The sequence below is a fragment of the Sphingomonas bacterium genome, from assembly GCF_903643065.1.
In the GTDB taxonomy this organism is placed as follows: domain Bacteria; phylum Pseudomonadota; class Alphaproteobacteria; order Sphingomonadales; family Sphingomonadaceae; genus Sphingomonas.
In genome coordinates this window covers 1-2,763 of the sequence record NZ_CAHJWX010000430.1, presented here as the reverse complement: position 1 = coordinate 2,763, position 2,763 = coordinate 1, and the positions used below count along the sequence as shown (strand labels likewise).

Genomic DNA, 2,763 nt, shown 5'->3' with positions numbered 1-2,763 from the left:
GGCGATCGCTAGCCCCGCCGCGACCAGCGCGTTGGCGGCCTGGTACGCGCCGATCAGCGGCAGCGCGATCCGGTGCTCGCGCCCGTCCGCCAGGACGGTCAGCCCCTGCCCCAGCAGCGTCGGCTCGCGCGCCACCAGCCGCAGCGCGTCGCCATGCCCGCCCACCGTCAGCAGCCTCAGGCGCCGCTCGCGCGCCAGGTCGATCACCTGGCCCGCGCGCGGGTCATCCGCCCAGGCCACCACCGCCCCATCCGCCGCCACGCCTTGCGCGAACAGCCGCAGCTTGGCGGTGAAGTAGCTTGCCATGTCGCCGTGGTAGTCGAGATGGTCGCGGCTCAGGTTGGTGAACGCCGCCGCGGCGATCCGCGGCCCGTCGGTCCGGTGCTGCGCCAGGCCGTGGCTCGACGCCTCGAACGCCAGGTGGGTCACGCCCTCGCGCGCCAGGCCGGCGACGTTGGACAGGAACGTCACGACGTCGGGGGTCGTCAGCCCGGTCGACACGCGCCCGTCGGCGGTCGCCACGCCCAGCGTTCCGATGGAGGCGGCGCGATGCCCGGCCATCTGCCACAGCTGGCGCGTCATCTCGACGACGCTGGTCTTGCCGTTGGTGCCCGTCACCGCCACGCAGGTGGCGGGGAACGGCGCGAAGAAGCGGGCCGCGGCCCTTGCGAACGCCTCGCGCGGTTCCGCGGCGGCGATGTGGACCGCGCCGTCGACGATCGCATGGGGCCGCGCCACCACCGCCACGGCGCCCGCCGCGACCGCGGCCGCGATATGGTCCTCGCCATTCGCCCTGCCGCCCGGAAAGGCGCCAAAGACGGTGCCGGGCGCGACCTTGCGGTGGTCGATCGCGAAACCGGTGACGGGCACGTCGGGCGCCCCCGGCGCCAGCGCCGGCAGCTTCACTGCTCCTCCCCGCCCGACGGCGGCGGGGAGGCGCCGGCGACGAGCGACAGCATCGGCTGGAGGTCCGCCAGATCGATCTCGCGCCGCGCGTCGGGCACCACGCCCAGCATCGACCCGGTCCGCGCGATCACGCGCCCCACCACCGGGGCCGCGTTCCACGCCGCGGTCTTCCAGCCGAACGTCTCCTTCGTCGCCTGCGGCGAGTCGAGCATCGCGAGCACGACGAAGCGGGGGCTGTCCATCGGAAAGGCGGCGACGAAGGTGGCGACGTTGCGGTGATGGTCGTAGCCGCCGTTCGAGGCGGCCTCGGCGGTGCCGGTCTTGCCGCCGACGCGATAGCCGGGCGCGTCGCCCTTGCGCCCCGTGCCATAGAGGCAGACCAGCCGCAGGAGCTGGCGCATCCGGGCGCTCGTCGCCTCGCTCATCACGCGCCGGCCCGCCGACGCGCGTCCCGGCGCCACCCTCATCAGCGTCGCGGGCCGCCACACGCCACCGTTGACGAGCGCGGCATAGGCGCTGGCGAGCTGCAACGGCGTGATCGCGATGCCATGGCCATAGCCGGTCGTCATCGTCGTCGTCCGCGCCCAGTAATGCGGCCACAGCGGATGGCCCTTCTCGCGCAGCTCGATGTCGGGCCTGGTGTCGAAGCCCAGCTTGCGGAAGATCGCCTGCATCCGCGCCGCGCCCACCTCGTCCGCGATCCGCGCGGTCGAGACGTTGGATGAATAGATCAGCGTCTCGGGAATGTTGAGCCAGCGCCGGGGGTCCCCCTTCTCGTCATGGATCGTGAACCGGCCGACCTGGAGCGGCGCGGTCGCATCGAAGCGCCGCGCCATCGACGTCACCACGCCATCGTCGATCGCCGCCGCCATCGTGATCGGCTTGAAGGTGGAGCCAAGCTCGTACACGCTCTGCGTCACCGAATCGCGCAGCTCCTCCGCTCCCGCCATGCCGACGCGGTTCGGGTTGAACGTCGGCAGCGACACCAGCGAGATGACCTCGCCCGTCTGCACGTCCAGCACGACGCCGGCGGCGGCGCGCGCGGCGAAATTGTCCTTCGCCCGCGACAGTTCGCTCTCCAGCGCCGCCTGCACGCGGCTGTCGATCGACAGCGCAACGGCCTGGCCGGCGGTGGCGGGGCTGGTCAGCCGCTCGTCCAGCACGCGCTCCATGCCGCTCATCCCCCGCCCTTCCGTGGACAGGAAGCCGAGCGCGTGCGCCGCCATCGTCGACTGCGGGTACAATCGCTGCGAGTCATGCTCGTAGACGATCGCCGGCTCGCCGATCGCGTTCACCGCCTCGACCAGCGCGGGGCTGGCGCGGCGCTGGAGATAGGTGAACGACACCTTCCTGGTCAGCAGCGCATAGAAGAACGGCTCGCCATGCTCGGGCATCAGCGCGGCGAGCTTGCCCGCGACCTCCGTCGGGTCGCCGAGCAGCGCGCCGGGATGGATGCCGATGGCATAGCTGTCGATCGTGCGCGCCAGCGGCTCGCCGTTGCGGTCGACGATGTCGCCGCGCGGAACGGCGCCGAGCACCCCGCGCCCGTCGCCCGCGTGCGACAACACCGCCAGCATCGCCAGCCGGCCGATCACCAGCAGCACCGCGGCGGCGAACAGCATCATCAGCGTCATCAGCCGCATGTGGGCGGTCGCGACGAGCTGCTGGCGAAGGCCGCCGATGGTGCGGCGCGGCAGGGGCCGTGCGACCGCGACGCTCACCGCAGCTTGCCCCCTTCCACCCGCGCGCCGCCGACGAGGTCGCGCAGCGTGGAGTCGCTCAGCAGCTTGCGGTCGAGCAGCGCCACCTGCCGCCGGGCACGGCCGACGCCGCTGGCGGGCACCGCCGGCGTCCCCC

The 2,763-nt window shown here is 73.1% G+C and carries 2 protein-coding genes; both read right to left on the bottom strand.

What is annotated here, in order from left to right; genetic code table 11:
* Positions 1–906 (bottom strand): Mur ligase family protein (locus HUU95_RS13415; protein WP_254602804.1); only part of this gene is annotated, 906 nt, incomplete at its 3' end.
* A complete protein-coding gene (locus HUU95_RS13410; protein ID WP_254602803.1) occupies positions 903–2,627 on the bottom strand; it encodes a peptidoglycan D,D-transpeptidase FtsI family protein in 1,725 nt (574 codons plus the stop codon). The genes HUU95_RS13410 and HUU95_RS13415, both read right to left, overlap by 4 nt.
* Between the last annotated feature and the right edge of the window lie 136 nt (positions 2,628–2,763).